Here is an 18,803-nt window from a genome sequence, read left to right as displayed (position 1 = left end):
GGTCCGGTCAGGCGCTGTCGCGGCGGGCGGAGCGGCGCACCGCCCAGGGCAGGCCGAACCACAGCACGGCGAAGATCAGCGCGATGCCGCAGGTGATCGGCACCGCGAGCGCCGTGCCGAGGACGACGTCCAGGACCAGCAGCACGGCGCCGGTCAGCGCGGAGGCGAGCAGCAGCAGGCCCACCTGGGCGACGCGGACGGAGACGGCGACGATCCGCTCCTTGCCCGGGTGGCGGTACAGCCCGCGGTGCAGGGCGACGGGGGTGGCCAGGACGGCCGCGGCGACGACCGACAGCAGCAGGGTGGTGACGTAGACGTCCTGCTGGGCGTCGGAGAGCTGGGCGAAGCGCGGGGTGAAGGCGACGCCGAGCAGGAACGCGAAGACGATCTGCACGCCGGTCTGGAGCACCCGCAGCTCCTGCAGCATCGCCACCAGGCGCCGGTCGGCGCGCACGGCCGGGTTCCCCCAGCCGGGCGGGGGAGCGGAGTCGGACCGGTGGCCGGGCGAGGGGGAGTCCGGGGGAGGTGCACTGGTCATGCGTCAGCTTCCCACGGCCCGGCGTCAGGCCCCGCGCGTCGCACCGGGGTCCACGCCCCCGGTGCCGTCCAGGCGCTGCTGCCAGACGGTGAGCAACCCCTGCAGGGCGCCCGCCTCCTCGGGGCTCAGGTGGGCCAGCAGCCGGTGCTCGTTGCGCATGTGCGCCGTGAACGCCTCGTCGATCAGGCGCCGGCCGGCGTCGGTGAGCGCGACCACGCGCCCGCGCCGGTCGTCGGCGGCCGGGCGGCGGGTGACCAGCCCGGCGCGCTCCAGGCGGTCGATCCGCTTGGTCATCGCCCCGGTGGTCACCATCGTGTGCGCGGCCAGCTCGCCCGGGGCCCGCTCGTACGGGGCGCCGGCCCGGCGCAGCGCGGCGAGCACGTCGAACTCGCCCTCGCCCAGGCCGTAGCGCTGGTAGACGAGGGTCAGCTCGGCGGTCAGGCGGGCGGCGAGGCGATGCAGGCGCCCGATGACGGCCTGCGGGGAGACGTCCAGGTCGGGGCGTTCGCGCCGCCACTCGGCCTGGACCCGGGCGACGTGGTCCGCGGCGTCGGTGGGGTCCGCGTGGTCGGCGTGCTGTCCGTGTCCCTGTCCCTGTCCGTGCTCCATGGGCGCCATCCTACCCCCGATAGCTTCCTGGGAAGCTATATTGTCTTCCATGGAAGCCAATACGCGGTGGGTCCTGCTCACCGCCCTCGCCCCCGTCGCCTGGGGCGCCAACTACTGGGTCACCCACGCCCACCTGCCCGCCGACCACCCCCTGTGGGGCGCCGCGCTGCGCGCCCTGCCCGCCGGCCTGCTGCTCCTCGCCCTCGCCCGCCGCCGCCCGCACGGCGCCTGGTGGTGGCGCAGCGCGCTGCTCGGCCTGCTCAACACCGCCGTCTTCTTCGTCCTGCTCTACCTCGCCTCCCAACTGCTGCCCACCAGCGCCGCCGCCACCGTCATGGCCGCCTCCCCGCTGACCATGCTGCTCACCGCCTGGGCACTGGCCGGCCCGCGCCCGCGCCGCGCGCACCTGGCGGGGGCGGTGGTGGGCCTGGCCGGCGTCGCGCTGGCCCTGGCCGGACCGGGGGAGGGCATCGGCTGGGCCGGGCTGGCCGCCTCGGCGGCCGCGATGCTGGTCTCCTCCGTCGGCTACGTGCTGGCCGCCCGCTGGCGCGAGGGCGCCGACCCGCTCGCCGCCACCGCCTGGCAGCTGACCGCGGGCGGCCTGGTGCTGCTGCCGCTCGCCGCCGCCGTCGAGGGCCCGCCCCCGCTGGCGGACGCGCCCACCCTGCTCGCCTTCGGCTACACCACCGTGATCGCCACCGCGCTCGCCTTCGCCTGCTGGTTCGCCGGACTGCGCCACCTGCCGGCCGGCACCGTGGGCCTGCTCGGGCTGCTCAACCCGCTCACCGGCGTGCTGCTGGGCACGGCGCTGGACGGCGACGCCTTCGGGCCGCGCCAGGGCGCGGGGCTGGCGCTGGTCGTGGCGGGCATCCTGCTCGGGCGGCCGCGTGCCGAAACCGCTGTCCGTCCCGCCGCCGAGCCCGCTGCCGAGTCCGCTGCCGGGCGGGCCCGCCCGGCAGCGGACCGGGACCTTGATCTCAAGTCGACTTGAGGTCCTAGCCTCCGTGGTGGGCGACCGGACCGGGTCGCGCCGCGCACGGCGACCCCGAGGAGCCAGGGCCATGACCACCGCCACCACCGCCACCGCCATCGACACCATCGCCGCGAACCTCGCCGCGCTCGAACAGCGGGTCCGGGTCCTCACCGACCGCGCCGAGATCACCGGCCTCATCGACGGCTACCTGCTCAGCCTCGACACGGTGCCCCGCGACGGCGGGCGGTTCGACGAGGCGTGGGCGCGGCGCTACTTCACCCCCGACGTGCGGATCACCACGCCGGTGGGGGACCACGAGGGCATCGACGGGCTGGCCGAGTCCGAGCAGGCGACCCTCGGGAAGTTCGAGCGGACCCAGCACGTGGGCGCCAACCACATGATCGACCTGGACGGGGACCGGGCCGCGGTGCGCTGGAACGCCGTCATGGCGCACGTCCACCTCGCCTCCACCCAGCGGGCGCGCGGCGAGGAGCCCGGCGGCCACTTCGACGTCGGCGGCACGTTCACCGGCGAGGCGGTGCGCACCCCCGACGGCTGGCGCCTGCGGAGCCTGGACGTGCGGGCCGTGTGGACGAGCGGCAGGGGCCCGCTCGTCCTGACCCCGAAGGCCGGGGCGACCCTGCGCGACCTCGCCGGCGGAGCGTGACGGCGGCCCCGGGGCACCGGCCGGGGCGCCACTTGGGCCGGGGCCCCGCCGCTTGCCCGCCGGGCGGATCACGTGATCTGCTGGCGCGAGCATCGCGTGCCGGTGACGGACCGCGTCAGGCATGGAGGTGCGCGACCGAAGGGACCGCCACCCGTGGCCTCCCCCTCCACCGGCCGTACGGCCGCCCTCAGCCTGCAACTCTCCCGCGCGCACCAGGACTTGCGCCGCCGCCTCGCCGACCTGCGCGCGAACCTCGGCCGGCCCCGCCCGGACGGCGGCGACGACCGGCTCCTCACCCACTGTCTGGCCTTCTGCACCGCCCTGACCAACCACCACCAGGGCGAGGACGACGGCTTGTTCGCCCAACTCCTGCGCGAACGCCCCGACCTGGCGCCGACCATCGCCAACCTCGTCGAGGACCACGGCTTCATCACCGGCATCCTCACCCGGGTACGGCACCTCGCCGACCAGGCCGCCGGACGGCCCGACGCCGACCTGGAGGCGATCGGACGCGAACTCGACGGGCTCGCCGCCATCATGGACTCCCACTTCGGCTACGAGGAACGGGCCATCGGCGCCGCCCTGGACGCCGGGGTGCGCGACGACGGCTGGTCCGAACCGGTCCTGCGCTTCCGCGCGCCGCGGGACCCGGCACCGTAGAACCCGCGCACCGTAAAACCCGTCGCACCGTCCGGTCCGCCTTCCCTACACTCGCCACGCGGCCGCGCCCCGACGCGCGGCCCGAACGCGACGACCGTGACGTACGAGACGGGGAGAGGGGGCGGGCGGCCATGCCGAAGCAGAGTGCCGCCGCCCCCTCTCCCGCGTCGCGGTACGAGGTGATCCTGGTGTCCCGCCTCTCCCGGTGCCCGCTGCGCGGCCGGCACCGGAGCAGTGCCGCCACCGTCTGACACCGGCCCGTGAGGCCGTAAGCCCACTGTGTGGCAACGAATCCGACGGTCCGTCGGCACTGCCGAATCGCGCGCCCACCCCACCAGCAGGACCGCCTCGAAAGGCACCCGGGCCATGCGCACCCACACCACCACCGCGAGCACCGCCACCACGAGCAGCACCGCCGCCGCGGCCACCGGCATCGCCGCCGTCCGCAACCTCGGCATCCTCGCCCACGTCGACGCCGGCAAGACCACCGTCACCGAGCGGATCCTCTACCTCACCGGCACCACCCACAAGCGCGGCGAGGTCCACGACGGCACCACCGTCACCGACTTCGACCCCCAGGAACGCGATCGCGGCATCACCATCTTCGCCGCCGCTGTCAGCTGCGCCTGGGCCGGGCACCGGATCAACCTCATCGACACCCCCGGCCACGTCGACTTCGCCGACGAGGTCGAGCGCTCGCTGCGCGTCCTGGACGGCGCGGTGGCGGTGTTCGACGCGGTCGCCGGCGTCGAGCCGCAGAGCGAGTCGGTGTGGCGCCAGGCCGAACGCCACGGCGTGCCGCGCATCGCCTTCGTCAACAAGCTCGACCGGGCCGGTGCCGACCTGGACGCCGCCGTCGACTCCATCCGCGAACGCCTCCACCCGCGCCCGCTGGCCGTCCAACTGCCCATCGGCGCCGAGGAGTCGTTCACCGGCGTCGTCGACCTCGTCCATCTGAGCGCCCTCACCTGGCACGAGGACGGCGCCATGGCGCACGGCCCGGTGCCCGCCCACCTCGAAGGCCCGGCCGCCGAACGCCGCCGCGCCCTGGAGGAGGCCGTCGCCGAACTGCACCCCCGGGCCCTGGAGGAGTTCTGCGCCCACGGAACCGTCGGCGCCGCCACCCTCACCGCAGCCCTGCGCGACCTCACCCGCACCGGCGAGGCCGTCGTGGTGCTGTGCGGCTCCGCCTACCGCAACCGCGGCATCGAACCGCTCCTGGACGCCGCCGTCGCCTACCTGCCCTCCCCGCTCGACGTCCCGCCCACCCGCTCCGCCGACCGTACCCAGCAGCGCGACCCCGACCCCGAACAGCCCCTGACCGCCCTGGCGTTCAAGGTCACGGCCGCCCCCACTGGGCGCCTCACCCACCTGCGCGTGTACGCCGGCACCCTCCACAAGGGAGCCACCGTGCTCGACACCGCCACCGGCCGCCGCGAACGCGTCGCCCGCATCCTCACCGTCCTGGCCGACCGCCACACCGAGACCGACCACGCCCGCGCCGGCGACATCGTCGCCGTCGTCGGCCCCAAGCACACCCGCGTCGGCGCCACCCTGTGCGACCCCGACCACCCGATCCTCCTGGAGGCCCCCGTGAGCGCCGAACCGGTCGTCACCGTCGCCGTCGAGGCCCGCCGCGCCACCGACACCGACAAGTTGGCCGCCGCCCTCGCCCGCCTCGCCGAGGAGGACCCCTCGCTGCGCGTGGCCACCGACCCCGAGACCGGCCAGCGCACCCTGTCCGGCCTGGGCGAACTGCACCTGGAGGTCGCGGTGGAGAAGGTCCGGCGCGACAGCGGGATCGAGGCGGTCGTCGGCCGCCCGCGCGTCGCCCTGCGCGAGGCCCTCGTCGAGGGCGTCACCGGCTTCGTCCACCGCCACGCCAAACAGGACGGCGGCGCCGGCCAGTTCGCCCACCTCGTCCTCGACGTCCACCCCCTGCCGGACGGCGCCGAAGCGGAGTTCGCCTTCGCCTCCACCGTCACCGGCGGCCGGGTGCCGCGCGAGTACGTGCAGGCCGTCGAGGCGGGCTGCCGCGACGCCCTGGCCGAAGGACCGCTCGGCGGACACCCGGTCACCGGCGTCGCCGTCACCCTCACCGACGGGGCCACCCACCCCAAGGACTCCTCCGAGCTCGCCTTCCGCACCGCCGCCCGCCTCGGCCTGCGCGAGGCCCTGCGCGCCTCGCGGATGCACCTGCTGGAACCGGTCGCGGAGGTGACGGTCACCGTGCCCGAGGACGCGCTGGGCACCGTCCTCGGCGACCTCGCCGCCCGCCGCGGCCACGTCCGCTCCACCGACCCCGACCCCGGCCCCGGCGCCACCGCCCGGGTGGGCGCGCTGGTCCCGCTCGCCGAACTGTTCGGCTACGCGGGCCGCCTGCGCGGCCGCACCCAGGGCCGCGGCACCTTCACCACCCGCCCGGCCGGCTACGCCCCCGCGCCCACGCCGGCCGGCTGAGCCCGCCGCCCGGCCCCGCCGTCCCCGCGGCGGGGCCGGGCCCGCCTTCCCACGGCGGGGCCGGCCCCGTTACAGCGCCCCGGCGTCGGCCGCCGCCCACGCCGACGGGTACAGCGGACGCCAGCCCAGCTCCCGGCGCGCCGCCGCCGTCGACACCTGCCCCTCCCACGGGTCGAACGGAGCCTCCGGCGAACCACCGGGGTGGACCCGCCCGTTGAGCGTGTACAGGTCCCAGGCCGTCAGCGGCGCGTCGTCGCCGACGTTGTACGTGCGCCCCTCGACGCCGGGCACCGTCACCGCGCGCCACAGCGCCCGCGCCACGTCCGCGTGGTGCACCACCGCCAGGCGCTGGTGCGCGGGCCAGTGCGCCGCCCAGTTCAGCGACTGCGCCAGGTGCGGATCGCCGTCCCCGTACACGAACGCCAACCGGGCCACCACCAGCGGCAGTTCGTCCCCGAGCGCGCGCAGACCCTCCTCCGCCCGCGCCTTGGACGCCGCGTACACCCCCCACGCCGGATCCGGCGCCGTCCGGTCGCCCTCCACGGCGGGGCGGCCCAGCCCCCGCCCGTACACCAGGTTGGTACTGGTGTGGACGAACCGCGCGACCCCGGCCTTCGCCGCCTCCCTCCCCAGTGCCACCGCCGCGTCCCGGTTGACCGCCCACGCCGTCTCGTCCGGCACCCCGCGCAGCGCCGCCGCCACGTTCAGCACCACATCGGCCCCGTCCAACGCCCGCGCCCGGTCGCCCTGTTCGCACAGGTCGCCGACCACCACCTCCACCCCGTCCAGGCCCCGCGCCCTCGCCGCGTCGCGCACCAGCACCCGCACCGAGGAGCCCTCCGCCCCCGCCCACCGCACCAGCCGCGGCACCAGCCGACTGCCCACCGAACCCGTCGCGCCCGTCACCAGGATCTTCGCCATCGCCCGTCTCCTCCAGGGAGTTGCTTCCTCCGACGCCCACCACCCTGCCCGCGGCGCGAGGGGCGCGGCAGAGACCTCCCGATCCAGGGACCGCCGATCCCCGGCTGGGGCCACGGGGCGCCCGGGCGGGCTCCCGGCCGCCGACACCCGCCGACGCCCGCACCGACCGCCGACGCCCGCACCGGCCGCCGGGAGCCAGGTCAGCGGACGGCGGGCTCCCGCGGGCCGGGGCGGTCGTCACCGTAGGCGCCGGCCATGGGGGAGGAGCCGGTGGTGAGGAAGTCGTGGATCGCCACCAGGTAGACGGCGCGCTCCACGGTGCCCTCGCCACCCGTGTCGAGGGCGTCGAACGCGGCCGCGGCCCCCTCCGGCGGGTTGCCGCTCGCCGCGCGCAGCCGGGCGAACTCCCCTCGGGTCACACGCCCGTCGCCGTCGCCGTCGGCGAGGTCGAACAGCGAGCCGAGCGCAGGCCGACAGGTCTCCTCGAAGGCCTCGTGACCGGCCCAGGCGCGGTACTCCTCGAAGGTGACGCCGCCGTCCCCGTCGCCGTCCATCTGCCGGAAGACCTCCTCGTGGGTCGCGCGGGCCGCGGCCACCAGCGGGTCGTACGGGCCGCGCCCGAACGCCGAGGCCGCCCGGTCGACCCGGGCGAGGTACTCGTCGTGGGAGATCACGCCGTCGCCGTCGGTGTCCAGCATCGCGAAGATACGGCGCTTCGCCTCGTCCGACATCCCGTCACCATCCGTTCTCACAGGGGAAGTTCTGCCGGTCCACGCTACCGGCGGGACGCGCGCGGGCCGGGAAGGCGCGGCACGGGAGCGGGCGCCATCCCGGCAGCCGGGGACCGGCGATCCCTGGCTGCGCCACGCCCCGGCGGGCCATGCTGGGGGCATGATCGACCGAACGGCGCTGGCCGACTTCCTCACCCGGGCCCGGGCCCGGCTCACCCCCGCCGACCTCGGGCTGCCACCCGGGGCGCGGCGGCGCACACCCGGACTGCGCAGGGAGGAGGTGGCACAGGTCGCCGGGCTGTCCGTCGACTACTACGCGCGCCTGGAACAGCGCCGCGGCCCCCAGCCCTCACCGCAGCTGCTCGCCGCCCTGGCCCGGGCCCTGCGGCTGAGCGAGGACGAACGCGACCACCTGTTCCGCCTCGCCGGGCACGAGCCCCCGCGCCGGCACGGCCCGCTCGGCCACGTGCGCCCCGGACTGCTGCTCATCCTCGACCGGCTGCACGACACGCCCGCCCAGGTGGTCTCCGACCTCGGCGACGTCCTCGCGCAGAACGCCATGTCGGCCGCCCTGTTCGGGGACCACACCGCCCTGGCACCCGAGCGCCGCAACCTCCTGCTGCGCTGGTTCACCGACCCCGACACCCGCACGCTGTTCCCCGCCGAGGACCACGAGGACCTCGCCCGCGCCCACGTCGCCGCCCTGCGCGCCGCCCGCACCGCCCGCCCCGGCGACCGCCGCGCCGCCGAACTCCTCGACGAACTCCTCGCCGACAGCGGCGAGTTCACCGCCCACTGGGAACGCCACGAGGTCGCCCGGCGGCGCAGCGGCCGCAAACGGCTCCTGCACCCGGTGGTGGGGCCGCTGGACCTGGAGTGCGAGGTGCTGGCCGCCGGCGGCGAGGACCAGCTGCTGCTGGTGCACACCGCCGCGCCCGGCAGCGACTCCGCCTCCCGCCTGGAACTGCTGCGCGTCGTCGGCGCCCCCGCCCCCGCCTGACGCCCGCACCGGCATCGGAAGGCCCCGCTGCGCGACGAGGCGGGCCGGGGCCCGTAGGCTGGGCCGGGCCGTGACGGCACAGACCGTCACCAGAGCGCACAAAGCGACCGACCGACAGATCGACCGACCGACAGATCGACCGATCGACCGATCGCCAGAGACCGACAGAAGCGGGCAGGCAGGGGCACATGCAGTTCGACGACCAGGGCGACCTCGACACCTCGCAGGTGGACGACCGGCGCGGCATCCCGGGCGGGAAGGTCGCCATCGGCGGCGGGGCCGTGGGCCTGCTCGCGGTGCTGTTCGCGGTCGTCCTCGGCGTCGACCCGCAGCTGCTGGGCCTGTCCTCCGGCTCCGGCTCCTCCAACTCCTCCACCGGCACCCGCACCGCCGGCGAGGTGCAGCAGGCCTGCAAGACCGGCGCCGACGCCAACAAGCGCCAGGACTGCCGGATCGTGGCCGTCACCAACAGCCTCCAGGAGTTCTGGCGCACCGAGCTGCCGCGCGCCGCCAAGATCCCGTACAAGAACGCCGAGACGGTGCTGTTCACCGGCCAGGTCTCCACCGCCTGCGGCCCGGCGACCTCGGCGGTGGGCCCGTTCTACTGCCCCGGCGACAAGAAGGCCTACTTCGACCTGGGCTTCTTCAACGAGCTGTCCGCCCGCTTCGGCGCCAAGGGCGGCCCGTTCGCCGAGTCCTACGTCGTCGCCCACGAGTACGGCCACCACATCCAGACCCTCACCGGCGCCATGCAGAAGGTCGGCAACGACCGCCAGGGCGCCGCCAGCGGCTCGGTGCGCCTGGAGCTGCAGGCCGACTGCTACGCCGGGGTGTGGGCGCACCACGCCACCACCACCCCGCAGGCCTCCACCGGCCGTCCGCTGATCGCCTCGCTCACCGACCAGGACATCGCCCAGGGCCTGGACGCGGCCGCCGCGGTCGGCGACGACCGCATCCAGCAGCAGGCCACCGGCCGGATCAACCCGGAGGCCTGGACGCACGGCTCCGCCGAGCAGCGCAAGGCCTGGTTCACCACCGGCTACCGCGGCGGCGACTTCGCCCAGTGCGACACCTTCTCGGCCGCCAAGCTGTAGCACCACCGCCCGCGAGGACCGGCCGCGACGTCCGCCCGCGGGCCCGTCGTCAGAAGCCCCGCTGCGCCTGCCCGCTCCGCGCCCAGTCCCAGCCCGCGATCGCCTCGCGCAGCCGGATGGCGCCGGCGGGCAGGCGCGTGTCCGAGGCCCAGAACAGGGTCAGGGAGCGCCGGCAGTCGGGGTCGTCGACGCCGACCCACACCAGCGGCAGGCGGGTGGCGGTGCGCCGGGAGAGCGCGGGCACCAGGCCGATGCCCAGGCCCGCGCTGATCAGCTCGGCGATGGCGCCGGCCTCGTCGCTCTCGCAGACGATCCGCGGCTCCAGGCCGCGGGCGGCGAACAGCCGCTCCAGCAGGCGGCGCTGCCAGTGCCCGGGGCGGGCGGCGATGAACGGCTGGTCGGCGAGGTCGTCGACGCCGACCGCGGTGCGCCCGGCCAGCGGGTGGCCGGGGGCGACGGCCAGCCCCACCTCCTCGTCCAGCAGCAGCACCGACTCCAGGCCCTCGGCGGTGATCGGCTGGGAGACGACGGCGAGGTCGACGTCCTGGGCCCGCAGCCGCCGGGCCGTCTCCCGCGCGGGCAGCTGGTGCAGTTCGACCTCCACTCCCGGGTGGCCGCGCTTGAACGCGGCCAGCGGCCCGCTGAAGGCCAGGAAGGTCTCCGAGGCCAGCCGCACCGTGCCCAGCCCCTGCCCGGCGGCCTCCGCCACCGCCCGCCGGCCCGCCTCCAGCTCGCCGAGCGAACGCTCGACGTAGCCGCGGAACAGCTGCCCGGCCGCGTTCAGCCGCAGCCGCCCGCCGCGCTCGAACAGCGGGGTGCCCAGCTCGGCCTCCAGTCGGGCGATGGAGCGGCTCAACGACGGCTGGGCGACGCGCAGTTCCTCCGCCGCCCGGCTCAGGTGCTCCAGCCGCGCCACCGCCAGGAACTGCGCGAGCGTGTTCAGGTCCACGAAAGCCCCCATGCCCCAGCGGTCATAACGCCATAGCACTATTGATCTTAGACAGGATAGCCGGGCGGACATAGCGTCAGGGGCGGGCCGCACACCGCCCGCAGCGGTGCGCCGGCCCGGATGCCCTGTACGAGGAAGGACCCCGCGCCATGGCCACCGCCGCCCACCAGACCCCACCGGAGCCCGAGGCCCGGTCCGCCGCAGGGGAGCGGACCGGGCCTCGGGCGGGGATCGACCCGGGGGAGCGGACCGGGCCCGCCGGACGGACCCTGCGCGCCGTGGCCGCCGTCCACACCGCCGCCGCCTTCGGCCAGCCCGTCTTCGCCGGCGTCTACCTCAGCGGCGACTACGACGCCCTGGGCTGGCACACCGTCGGCGCCAACGCCGTCACCGCCCTCGGCTACCTGCAGCTGGTCGCCGCCCTCGTGGTGTGGATCCGGCTGCGCCGCTCCTGGCCGGCGGCCGCCACCCTCGCCGCGGTCGCGGCCGAGACCGCGCAGTACGTCGCCGGAACGGAAGGCGCCCTGTGGCTGCACCTGCCGCTGGGCGTGGCGACCATCGCCGGCCTCGCCGTGCTCGCCATCGCCCTGTGGCGCACCCCGCTGCCCCCGCGCCGGCCCCTCCGCCGGGAGGACGACGACCGTGCCTGAACCCCACGTCAACCTGACGCGCCGTCAAATCCTCGGCATCGGCGGAGCGTTCGGCCTGCTCACCACCGCCTCGCTGGCCGGCGCCGCCGCCCTCGCCCGCCGCCCCGCCACCACCGGCGCCGAACTGCGCACCGCCGCCGCCCTGCCGCCCCCCTACCAGGTGCCGCTGCCGCTGCCCGCCGTCGCCAGGCCCGTCTCCACCGACGGCGGCAGCGACCGCTACGAGATCGTCCAGCGCGAGACCAGCGCCGAGATCCTGCCCGGCCTGCGCACCCCGCTGTGGACGTACGGCGGCTCCTTCCCCGGCCCCACCATCGAGGCCCGCCGCGGCCGGCCCGTCACCGTCACCCACCGCAACGAACTGCCGGTGCCCACCGTCGTCCACCTGCACGGCGGCCGCACCCCCGCGGACTCCGACGGCTACCCCACCGACCTCGTCCTGCCCGCCGCCTGGCCCCAGGCCCCCCAGACCATGCCCGGCATGCCCGGCATGGACAGCGCGGGCGGCCACGGCGGCGGCACGGGCATGGCCGACCCCCGCGCCGTCACCAGCCGCCTGCGACGCGACTACACCTTCCCCAACGACCAGCGCCCCACCCTGCTCTGGTACCACGACCACCGCATGGACTTCACCGCCCCCGCCCTCTGGCGCGGCCTCGCCGGCCTGCACATCGTGCGCGACGACGCCGAGGACGCCCTCGGCCTGCCCGCCGGCCCCCACGAGATCCCCCTGATGATCACCGACCGCGCCTTCACCGCCGACGGCGCCCTGACCTACCCCTCCCTCGACCCCGCCCTGCGCGACCGCCCCGGCGTCACCGAACCCCACCTCGCCGGCGTCCTCGGCGACGTCGTCCTCGTCAACGGCGCTCCCTGGCCCGTCCACGAGACCGACGCCGCCCGCCACCGCCTGCGCCTGCTCAACGCCTCCAACGCCCGCCACTACGAACTCGAAGCCCGCACCGAGGACGGCCGCCGCCTCGACCTCGTCCAGATCGGCGCCGACCAGGGCCTGCTCACCGCCCCCGTCACCCACCGGAGCCTGCCCGTCGCCCCCGCCGAACGCTACGACCTCGTCGTCGACTTCGCCGCCGCCCCCGTCGGCTCCCTGGTCCGGATCGTCAACCGCCTCGGCACCGGCCGCACCCGCGACGTCATGGCCTTCCGCATCGCCCGCCCCGCCCCCGCCGACGACAGCCGCATCCCGCCCCGCCTCGCCACCGACCTGCCCGACTGGCGGCGCGAAGACGCCGTCCGCACACGGGACTTCGCCTTCCGCGCCGGCCGCATGAACGGCGGCCACGGCTGGCTCATCGGCGGCCGCCCCTTCGACCCCGCCCGCACCGACGTCACCGTCCCCCTCGGCGACACCGAGATCTGGCGCCTGATCGCCGACGTCCACCACCCCGTCCACCTCCACCTCGTGGGCTTCCGCATCCTCACCCGCGGCGGCAGACCCCCACTGCCCCACGACGCCGGCCTCAAGGACACCGTCTCGCTGCGCCCGGGGGAGTCCGCGGAGATCATCACCCGCTTCGACGGCTACCGCGGCCGCTACCTCTTCCACTGCCACAACGCCGAGCACGAGGACATGGGAATGATGGCCAACCTGGAAGTCGTCTGATCCCTTTCACCCCTGTTCGGGGTGATCCGCCGGAACTGCCGGACCTTCACGGCTCTCGCACCGGATGATCACTCTGCTGCCGGAATCCCGACCCCCGCCGTACGGGGCGGTCCACTCCAATTCCCTTCGCACACCCCCCGAGCAGCGAAAGGCCACCACCCCCATGACCCGCCCCGACGACCACCCCACGCCCGACCGGATGCTGCGCGAGGCCGCCTCCCGCCTGGACCGGCGCCGCTTCCTCACCGTCACCTCGGCCGCCGCCGCGCTCGCCTTCAGCGTCAACCTGCCCTCCGCGCACGCCGCCGACAACGAGATCGCCCCGCGCGCCATCGGCGACGATCCCTTTACCCTCGGCGTGGCCTCCGGCGACGCCACCTCCGACGCCGTCGTGCTCTGGACCCGCCTGGCCCCCCGCCCGCTGGAGCCCGGCGCCGGCCTGCCGCCCACCGGCTCCGTCCGGGTCGGCTGGGAGATCGCCCGCGACGAGAAGTTCCGCCGCGTCGAGCGCCGCGGCACCGCCCGCGCCCACGCCGAGTTCAACTACGCCGTCCACGTCGACGTCGACGGCCTCGACGCCGCCCGCACCTACTGGTACCGCTTCACCGTCGGCACCTGGGCCAGCCCCGTCGGACGCACCCGCACCGCCCCGCCGCGCGGCCGCAAGCTCGACAGCGCCCGCATCGCCTTCGTCTCCTGCCAGGCCTACGAGGACGGCTACTTCACCGCCTTCCGCCACCTCGCGGGCGAGGACCTGGACGCCGTCTTCCACGTCGGCGACTACATCTACGAGTACGGCATCGACGCCGCCGGCGGCGACCGCAAGTACACCGACCGCACCCTCGCCGCCCACTTCAACCACGAGACCACCACCCTCGAGGACTACCGGCTGCGCTACTCCCTCTACAAGAACGACCCCGACCTCCAGGCCGCCCACGCCGCCCACCCCTGGTACGTCACCTGGGACGACCACGAGGTCGAGAACAACTACGCCGCCGGCATCCCCGAGAAGAACCAGGACCCGGCCCCCTTCGTCGCCCGCCGCGCCGCCGCCTACCGCGCCTACTGGGAGAACCAGCCGCTGCGCATGCCCCAGCCCCGCGGCACCGAACTGACCCTCTACCGGCGCGTCCACTACGGCCAGCTGGCCCAGTTCGACATCCTCGACACCCGCCAGTACCGCGACGACCAGGCCAACGGCGACGGCTGGCAGTACCCCACCCCCGAGTCCGACGACCCCAAGCGCACCCTCATGGGCGCCACCCAGGAACGCTGGTTCGCCGACGGCCTGCGCCACTCCAAGGCCACCTGGAACGTCATCCCCCAGCAGGTCGTCTTCTCCCGCCGCAAGAACACCACCGCCGAGCGCTCCAAGCTCTCCATGGACGCCTGGGACGGCTACCCCGCCGCCCGCGAGCGCTTCCTGAAGGCCGTCGACCAGTCCGGCGTCAAGAACCTGGTGCTGCTCACCGGCGACGTCCACGTGGCCTACGCCCTGGACGTCAAGCGCGACTTCAACGACCCCAACTCCCGCACGGTGGGCGTGGAGTTCGTCGGCACCTCGATCAGCAGCGACGGCGACGGCGAGGAGAAGCCGTCCAACTGGGGCAACCTCATGGCGGCCAACCCGCACATGAAGTTCTACGACGGGCGCCGCGGCTACACCGTGCTCACCCTGGACCGCCACCGGGCCCGCGCCGACTACCGCGTCGTCTCCCACATCACCCGCCCCGGCGGCACCCTGTCCACCGCCGCCTCCTTCACCACCGAGGCCGGCAACCCGGGCATCCGCCCGGCCTGACAGGGCTCTTGGCCCCCCGGTCCCGCCGCCTTGAGGGAGGCGGCGGGACCGGGTGCCGCTCAGGCGCCCCGGACGAGGCGTTCGACGACGGCCGCGGCCTGCTGCGGGTGCTCCTCCAGCCAGGCGTCCAGGTGGCATCGGACGGCCTCGGCGACGCAGGCGCGCACGGCGACCCGAAGGCCGAGGCCCGCGTCGTCGGCCGCGAGGACGACACCACCGACGGCGAGAACGCCTGCCGCAAGTACCCCACCGCCGACGGCTACTTCACCTCCAAGCACGGCAGCGACAAGTACACCCTCTGCCTGCAGAGCCTGGAGACCCCCAAGCAGCCGAAGCCGACCACCATCCTCGGCCCCGTCAACCCGTAGCGAGGCGCCGCCCCGGGTCCCTCGCCGCACTCGGTCGGCCGAGCCTTCGCCGAACGGCCCGGCGCCGGGCCGTTCGCTGTCACCGGGGGCGGTGGGCAGGGGAGTTGGGGGTGTATGTTCGCACCCAGCCGTCCAGAAGGGCGAAGGCCATGGGGATCTCCACGCACGCGATGGTGCCGCCGCTCCTGGTGGCCGCACTGGTCCTGCTCGCCGTCAGACTGGCCCGACGGCACCGCGGCGGTGCGCCCGTAGCGCTGCTGCCACGGTCACGTCCGGCCCGCGCCGTCGCAGCGGCTGTCATCGCCCTGGTGATGCTCTCCGGAGCGCTGACCGGAGACCCCTGGTCGGCGGTCGTCCCCGCCCTCACGCTCGGCGGCCTGACCGGCGCCCTCGTGGACCTCCGCTACGGCTCCCCGCGCTGACGCCCGCCCGCGGCGCTGCCCGGGCGGTTCGTCAGGAGGCGGACGGCTCGATCTCCCCGGCGAAGACGATGACCTGGTCGATGAGGCTCCGCCGCAGATGGACGACGTCCGTTCCCGCCAGGCGGGGGCCTCCGTCCGGGGTGGTGAAGACCCACTGGTAGCGGGCCCACTCGCCGGGCATGTCCACCGCCGAGCAGCGCGTCATCGTGCCGGTTCCCGCCGGGTGGCGCCGGATGTCCAGCACGAACTGCTCGACCGCCGCGATTCCCTCGCTGCGGCCCAACGGCCCCCAGAAGACCACGTCGGAGGTCAGGGCCTGGGAGAGCAGGGCCGTCACATAGGTGTCGTCCGAGGCGTTGAACGCGGAGATGAACGTGTCGATCGCGGAGCGTGCCGTCTCTTCCTGCATACCCCAGTAATACCAGCCGCTGCGCGTACGGATCAGGAAGAGGGCGAGCACCAAGGACGGCAGCACCCACGCGGCACCCCGTGCCGCCCGGGCTTCCGCCCTTGATCCGTACGCCGCCGCCCCGGTTTCGAAACCGGGGTGGCGCTGGACCCAGTGGGTGACCAACCGGCTTTCCACGGAGGACTCGGCGGTCCGTCCCGTGATGGGACCGCATGCGCCGCACGCCCGCCGGAACCGCGCCGCCGGGCTCCCCGCCCGCGCAAATCCCCGGTGGGGAGCGGTACATGGCCTCCAGGGTGTTCGCAAGGGTTCCGGCACGGGGCGGAGCGGCACACGCCTCCGGGCTCAGCGGCAGGTGGCAAGGCCGCCCGGGTGCGGGCCGGCCGCCCGGGCGGCCCGCAGCGCCGCCCGGGCACGGGCCGCGCCGGGGCGGGTGGCCGCCTCGCCGCCGCCGACCGCGACGGGGCGGGGGGCGAGGCCCGCGCAGGGGCCGCAGACGCCGGGTTCGGGCACCGGGTCGTGGCACGCCGCGCACTCGGCGTACCGAAGTGCCCCGGTCCGTACGGTGCTTGGGGCGGGCGGCAGCTTGTGCTCCAGGCGGTGGCGGAGGACGGCGACCGCCGAGTGCATCGGGGCGGGCAGGCCCGGCAGCAGGGCCTGGGCGAGGTCGGCGGCGGTGCTGCCGCGTTCCAGCCACCGGGCGACCAGGGGCGCGAGTGCGCGGGCTTCGGCCTCGCCCAGGCGCAGGCGCGGCTCGGGGCGGATCACCCGGAACAGCGTGGCGACCGCCTCGCGGAGCTGCTCGTCGGACGGCCCGCCCGGCCGCCCGTCGGGCGGTTCGACGGGCGATTCGGCGGGGAGGGTGGGTTCTTGGTGCCGGTCCTTTGAAAGGGTGTCAGCGCGGCCGGTGCTCGCTCCACCGGGGGCCGGGCGGGTGGCACTCGGTGCTGCGGCTCGAGGGACGTCGTAGACGTGGGTCTCGGTGATGATCGTGCCGTCGGGCAGGCGGATCTTCTCGACCCGGTAGTACCCGGCGTCGGCCAGCTCCTTCAGGGCCCTGCGGACCGCGCCGCGCCCCTGGGGGCTGGTGTCGGCCATGTGCCGGCCGTCCTCGCGCCAGCCGTCGGGCCGGGAGAGGAGGTCCGCGAGCAGGCCCCGGGCGGTGTAGGAGAGCCGTCGGTACTGGAGTACGGCGTTGGGCAGCACGGTGAAGTCGCGCACGGGGGCGCTACGATGGACGCGCATCGGGAGGTTGGACTCCTGTTGCCGGACCCCGGGGTGTTAGCGCACCGCCGGGGTCGCCTGTTTTCGGTTGGATTACGGAACGTACCACAACGGTCACGCACAGAACGGGCGTTCGCGACAACTGCCCCGGCCGGGGCCCTTCGTCACCCGGCGTCAGCCGGGGGTGCCCGGGCGGTGGACGCTGAGGTCGCCGTAGGAGCGCAGGGCGCCGGCCGGGTCGCCGGGCTTGTCCCGCAGGACGGCGTCCAGGAAGGCGAGGGTGGCCGCGGCGACGGTGCGCGGGCCCCCGGTGCGGCCCAGGGTGCCGACGAGCGAGGGCACCGGCGGCAGGTACAGGGGGCCGTCCATGAAGGTGAGGTGGGCGGCGCCGGGGACGGTGAGCCGGTAGCTCGGCGCGGTGCTGGAGTCGAGCGCCTCGGTGAGGCGGGGCAGGTAGCGCGGGTCGCTGTCCGGGGTGATGGCCTGGGTGAGCGCGAGCGTCGGCCGGGCGAGGGCGGGCGCGGTGGGGCCGTGGGGGTAGCCGTCCAGGTCGACGACGGCGGCGAAGCGGCGGTCCTGACGGGCCGCCTGCAGGGCGGCGGCGCCGCCCATGGAGTGGCCGGTCACCGCGACCCGGCCGGTGTCCAGGCGTCCGGTCAGCGGGTCGGCGATCCCGCCGCGCTCCAGGGCGTCCAGCTGGGTGAGGACGAAACCGAGGTCGCCGGCCCGGACGGCCGTCCAGCCGGCCGCCAGCTCGTCGTCCCTGTCCCGGTCGCCGCTGGAGGCGGTCTCGGTGCCGATCGTCCGGCCGTCGGCGAGGACGACGGCGGCGGAGTCGTACGGGTGGTCGAGGGCGGCCACCACGTAGCCGTGGCTGGCCAGTTCCTCCGCCCACGCGGTGTTCTGGGTGCGCACCCCGCCCGACCCGGGGGAGAACAGCACGACCGGGAACCGCTCGCCGCCGCCGGCCACCGGGGCGTCGAAGACCGAACGGCTGCGGGCGCGCGGGACACCGTCGACCAGGAAGCCCGGCAGGCCGACGCCCCGGGCGAGGGCCCCGGAGACGGTGCGCGCCTCCTGCGCGGTGCGTCCGAGGTACTGGGCCCGCTGCGCGCCCGCGGGGATCTCCCCTGCGGGGTACCAGAGTTGGACCACGACGGTGCGCAGGTCGTTCGGGTCGGCGGTGAAGGTCTCGGGGCGGTGCGGATCGGTCCACTGCACCACGCGGGTGCCGACCGCGAAGCCGCCCGACGGCTCGGGGAACACCGGGACGGGAAAGGCCCAGGCGGCCACCGGGCCCGTGGCGATCAGGCCGACGCAGGCCGCCGACCCCGGCAGCGCCAGCCACCAGCGGGCCCGCCACGCCGGCCGTCCGGTACGGCGGCGCAGCGGTCGCAGCAGGGGAGCGAGGGCGAACGGCGAGGCGAGGGCGGCGCCCGCCAGGACCGGCAGCAGCTGCCAGCGGATGCCCGCCGCGCCCAGCGCGATCGCGGACAGTACGAGGACCGCCCCCGCCGCGATCGTGGCGCGCGGGCGGGCGGCGGGGGGCAGCCAGCGGGCCGTCACCAGCGCGAGGGCAGCCAGCAGGGCGAGGATTTCCAGGGGGGACATGGGCAGTCCCGGGATGATCTCGGTCACCTGGCCATGCTCGGCGCCGGGCGCGCGCCGCCGCATCGGCCACCGGTCGCCGCCGTGTGCCACCG

The 18,803-nt window shown here is 75.6% G+C and carries 19 protein-coding genes; 11 read left to right on the top strand and 8 right to left on the bottom strand.

Annotated elements, in window-relative coordinates; genetic code table 11:
* Nucleotides 1–7 precede the first annotated feature (7 nt).
* Nucleotides 8–538, bottom strand: a complete 531-nt coding sequence (locus ACWDD9_RS27285) for a DUF6328 family protein (protein WP_449812948.1) — start codon at nt 536–538, stop codon at nt 8–10.
* Nucleotides 539–562: 24 nt separating this feature from the next.
* Nucleotides 563–1,147, bottom strand: a complete 585-nt coding sequence (locus tag ACWDD9_RS27280; RefSeq protein ID WP_449812947.1) for a MarR family winged helix-turn-helix transcriptional regulator — start codon at nt 1,145–1,147, stop codon at nt 563–565.
* A 49-nt stretch (nt 1,148–1,196) separates the two neighbouring features.
* Between ACWDD9_RS27280 and ACWDD9_RS27275 the strand changes: the two genes are divergently transcribed.
* The 4 genes from ACWDD9_RS27275 to fusA all read left to right on the top strand — a co-directional run bounded on the left by ACWDD9_RS27275 (nt 1,197) and on the right by fusA (nt 5,907).
* Nucleotides 1,197–2,138: a DMT family transporter gene (locus tag ACWDD9_RS27275; protein ID WP_449812946.1), complete on the top strand. Its 942-nt coding sequence runs from the start codon at nt 1,197–1,199 to the stop codon at nt 2,136–2,138.
* A 70-nt stretch (nt 2,139–2,208) separates the two neighbouring features.
* Nucleotides 2,209–2,787 (top strand): nuclear transport factor 2 family protein, encoded by a 579-nt coding sequence (locus ACWDD9_RS27270; protein WP_449812945.1) that lies wholly within the window; start codon nt 2,209–2,211, stop codon nt 2,785–2,787.
* 153 nt (nt 2,788–2,940) lie between these two features.
* A complete protein-coding gene (locus ACWDD9_RS27265) occupies nt 2,941–3,447 on the top strand; it encodes a hemerythrin domain-containing protein (RefSeq protein WP_449812944.1) in 507 nt (168 codons plus the stop codon).
* 366 nt (nt 3,448–3,813) lie between these two features.
* The gene (gene fusA, locus ACWDD9_RS27260) at nt 3,814–5,907 is read left to right on the top strand and encodes an elongation factor G (protein ID WP_449812943.1); all 2,094 of its coding nucleotides are present in this window, start codon (nt 3,814–3,816) and stop codon (nt 5,905–5,907) included.
* 69 nt (nt 5,908–5,976) lie between these two features.
* On the opposite strand, the gene ACWDD9_RS27255 is transcribed toward fusA, so the two are convergent.
* Together ACWDD9_RS27255 and ACWDD9_RS27250 are read right to left on the bottom strand one after the other, a co-directional pair.
* The gene (locus ACWDD9_RS27255; RefSeq protein ID WP_449812942.1) at nt 5,977–6,828 is read right to left on the bottom strand and encodes an NAD-dependent epimerase/dehydratase family protein; all 852 of its coding nucleotides are present in this window, start codon (nt 6,826–6,828) and stop codon (nt 5,977–5,979) included.
* Nucleotides 6,829–7,028: 200 nt separating this feature from the next.
* Nucleotides 7,029–7,559 carry an EF-hand domain-containing protein gene (locus tag ACWDD9_RS27250; RefSeq protein ID WP_449812941.1) on the bottom strand — a complete coding sequence of 177 codons (531 nt, stop codon included), beginning with the start codon at nt 7,557–7,559 and terminating at the stop codon, nt 7,029–7,031.
* Between the two features lie 163 nt (nt 7,560–7,722).
* On the opposite strand from ACWDD9_RS27250, the gene ACWDD9_RS27245 reads away from it, so the two are divergent.
* On the top strand, nt 7,723–8,559 hold the full coding sequence (locus ACWDD9_RS27245) for a helix-turn-helix transcriptional regulator (protein ID WP_449812976.1): 837 nt from the start codon (nt 7,723–7,725) through the stop codon (nt 8,557–8,559).
* 188 nt (nt 8,560–8,747) lie between these two features.
* Nucleotides 8,748–9,653: a KPN_02809 family neutral zinc metallopeptidase gene (gene ypfJ, locus ACWDD9_RS27240; protein ID WP_049655538.1), complete on the top strand. Its 906-nt coding sequence runs from the start codon at nt 8,748–8,750 to the stop codon at nt 9,651–9,653.
* A 49-nt stretch (nt 9,654–9,702) separates the two neighbouring features.
* Here the strand turns inward: ypfJ and ACWDD9_RS27235 are convergent, their stop codons facing one another.
* The gene (locus ACWDD9_RS27235; RefSeq protein ID WP_449812940.1) at nt 9,703–10,602 is read right to left on the bottom strand and encodes a LysR family transcriptional regulator; all 900 of its coding nucleotides are present in this window, start codon (nt 10,600–10,602) and stop codon (nt 9,703–9,705) included.
* A gap of 149 nt (nt 10,603–10,751) precedes the next feature.
* On the opposite strand from ACWDD9_RS27235, the gene ACWDD9_RS27230 reads away from it, so the two are divergent.
* The 5 genes from ACWDD9_RS27230 to ACWDD9_RS27210 all read left to right on the top strand — a co-directional run bounded on the left by ACWDD9_RS27230 (nt 10,752) and on the right by ACWDD9_RS27210 (nt 15,467).
* Nucleotides 10,752–11,252 carry a hypothetical protein gene (locus tag ACWDD9_RS27230; protein ID WP_449812939.1) on the top strand — a complete coding sequence of 167 codons (501 nt, stop codon included), beginning with the start codon at nt 10,752–10,754 and terminating at the stop codon, nt 11,250–11,252.
* Nucleotides 11,245–12,876 (top strand): multicopper oxidase family protein, encoded by a 1,632-nt coding sequence (locus ACWDD9_RS27225; protein WP_449812938.1) that lies wholly within the window; start codon nt 11,245–11,247, stop codon nt 12,874–12,876. Before ACWDD9_RS27230 ends, ACWDD9_RS27225 begins: the two co-directional genes overlap by 8 nt.
* A gap of 163 nt (nt 12,877–13,039) precedes the next feature.
* Complete coding sequence (locus ACWDD9_RS27220) at nt 13,040–14,677, top strand: alkaline phosphatase D family protein (RefSeq protein WP_375874260.1); 1,638 nt, start codon at nt 13,040–13,042, stop codon at nt 14,675–14,677.
* A 131-nt stretch (nt 14,678–14,808) separates the two neighbouring features.
* Complete coding sequence (locus ACWDD9_RS27215; protein WP_449812937.1) at nt 14,809–15,045, top strand: LppU/SCO3897 family protein; 237 nt, start codon at nt 14,809–14,811, stop codon at nt 15,043–15,045.
* Between the two features lie 149 nt (nt 15,046–15,194).
* A complete protein-coding gene (locus tag ACWDD9_RS27210; RefSeq protein WP_449812936.1) occupies nt 15,195–15,467 on the top strand; it encodes a hypothetical protein in 273 nt (90 codons plus the stop codon).
* A 31-nt stretch (nt 15,468–15,498) separates the two neighbouring features.
* On the opposite strand, the gene ACWDD9_RS27205 is transcribed toward ACWDD9_RS27210, so the two are convergent.
* From ACWDD9_RS27205 to ACWDD9_RS27195, 3 genes are all read right to left on the bottom strand, one after another.
* Nucleotides 15,499–15,876 carry a nuclear transport factor 2 family protein gene (locus ACWDD9_RS27205; RefSeq protein ID WP_049660939.1) on the bottom strand — a complete coding sequence of 126 codons (378 nt, stop codon included), beginning with the start codon at nt 15,874–15,876 and terminating at the stop codon, nt 15,499–15,501.
* Nucleotides 15,877–16,221: 345 nt separating this feature from the next.
* Nucleotides 16,222–17,121, bottom strand: a complete 900-nt coding sequence (locus ACWDD9_RS27200; RefSeq protein ID WP_449812935.1) for a hypothetical protein — start codon at nt 17,119–17,121, stop codon at nt 16,222–16,224.
* Between the two features lie 153 nt (nt 17,122–17,274).
* Complete coding sequence (locus ACWDD9_RS27195) at nt 17,275–18,774, bottom strand: alpha/beta hydrolase family protein (RefSeq protein WP_449812975.1); 1,500 nt, start codon at nt 18,772–18,774, stop codon at nt 17,275–17,277.
* Between the last annotated feature and the right edge of the window lie 29 nt (nt 18,775–18,803).

Source organism: Kitasatospora sp. NPDC001119, assembly GCF_053598475.1.
This window is presented reverse-complemented; position numbering and strand designations above follow the sequence as displayed.

Excerpts from the sequence above, each read along its gene's own strand:
- ACWDD9_RS27285 (WP_449812948.1), bottom strand. The coding sequence starts at position 538 with ATGACCAGTGCACCTCCCCCGGACTCCCCCTCGCCCGGCCACCGGTCC.
- ACWDD9_RS27280 (WP_449812947.1), bottom strand. The coding sequence starts at position 1,147 with ATGGAGCACGGACAGGGACAGGGACACGGACAGCACGCCGACCACGCG.
- ACWDD9_RS27275 (WP_449812946.1), top strand. The coding sequence starts at position 1,197 with ATGGAAGCCAATACGCGGTGGGTCCTGCTCACCGCCCTCGCCCCCGTC.
- ACWDD9_RS27270 (WP_449812945.1), top strand. The coding sequence starts at position 2,209 with ATGACCACCGCCACCACCGCCACCGCCATCGACACCATCGCCGCGAAC.
- fusA (WP_449812943.1), top strand. The coding sequence starts at position 3,814 with ATGCGCACCCACACCACCACCGCGAGCACCGCCACCACGAGCAGCACC.
- ACWDD9_RS27255 (WP_449812942.1), bottom strand. The coding sequence starts at position 6,828 with ATGGCGAAGATCCTGGTGACGGGCGCGACGGGTTCGGTGGGCAGTCGG.
- ACWDD9_RS27250 (WP_449812941.1), bottom strand. The coding sequence starts at position 7,559 with ATGTCGGACGAGGCGAAGCGCCGTATCTTCGCGATGCTGGACACCGAC.
- ypfJ (WP_049655538.1), top strand. The coding sequence starts at position 8,748 with ATGCAGTTCGACGACCAGGGCGACCTCGACACCTCGCAGGTGGACGAC.
- ACWDD9_RS27230 (WP_449812939.1), top strand. The coding sequence starts at position 10,752 with ATGGCCACCGCCGCCCACCAGACCCCACCGGAGCCCGAGGCCCGGTCC.
- ACWDD9_RS27220 (WP_375874260.1), top strand. The coding sequence starts at position 13,040 with ATGACCCGCCCCGACGACCACCCCACGCCCGACCGGATGCTGCGCGAG.
- ACWDD9_RS27210 (WP_449812936.1), top strand. The coding sequence starts at position 15,195 with ATGGGGATCTCCACGCACGCGATGGTGCCGCCGCTCCTGGTGGCCGCA.
- ACWDD9_RS27205 (WP_049660939.1), bottom strand. The coding sequence starts at position 15,876 with ATGCAGGAAGAGACGGCACGCTCCGCGATCGACACGTTCATCTCCGCG.
- ACWDD9_RS27200 (WP_449812935.1), bottom strand. The coding sequence starts at position 17,121 with ATGCGCGTCCATCGTAGCGCCCCCGTGCGCGACTTCACCGTGCTGCCC.
- ACWDD9_RS27195 (WP_449812975.1), bottom strand. The coding sequence starts at position 18,774 with ATGCGGCGGCGCGCGCCCGGCGCCGAGCATGGCCAGGTGACCGAGATC.